We start from the raw sequence: 360 nt of genomic DNA, 5'->3' as shown, positions 1-360 counted from the left end.
CCGCTCATCGCGGCTGTCACGCTCCGGGCTTCAAAGTCCCAGCTCGCTCAGTCCCGGGTGATCGTCCGGCCGACGGCCCAAGGGCCAGTGATACTTGCGCTCGGATTCCTTGATCGGCATGTCGTTGATGCACGCATAGCGGTGTTGCATCAGGCCATCCTCGCCGAACTCCCAGTTCTCGTTGCCATAGGAGCGGAACCAGTTGCCGGAGTCGTCGTGCCATTCGTAGGCGTAGCGCACGGCAATGCGATTGCCGCCGAACGCCCACAGTTCCTTGATCAGGCGATACTCGTGCTCCTTCTTCCATTTGCGTTCGAGGAACGCCTGCGCTTCCGCGCGGTTGTTCGCGAACTCGGCGCG

1 protein-coding gene is annotated in these 360 nt (G+C 62.2%); it reads right to left on the bottom strand.

What is annotated here, in order from left to right; translation table 11 throughout:
* Positions 1-30: 30 nt before the first annotated feature.
* The coding region (locus HWX14_RS36295; protein ID WP_175886801.1) for a DUF1348 family protein at positions 31-360 on the bottom strand (330 nt) is incomplete at its 5' end.

It is taken from the genome of Burkholderia sp. BCC0044, from assembly GCF_902832955.1.
Classification (GTDB): Bacteria; Pseudomonadota; Gammaproteobacteria; order Burkholderiales; family Burkholderiaceae; genus Burkholderia.
Note: the sequence above shows the minus strand (reverse complement) of the source record. Positions and strands in the feature narration are given on the sequence as shown.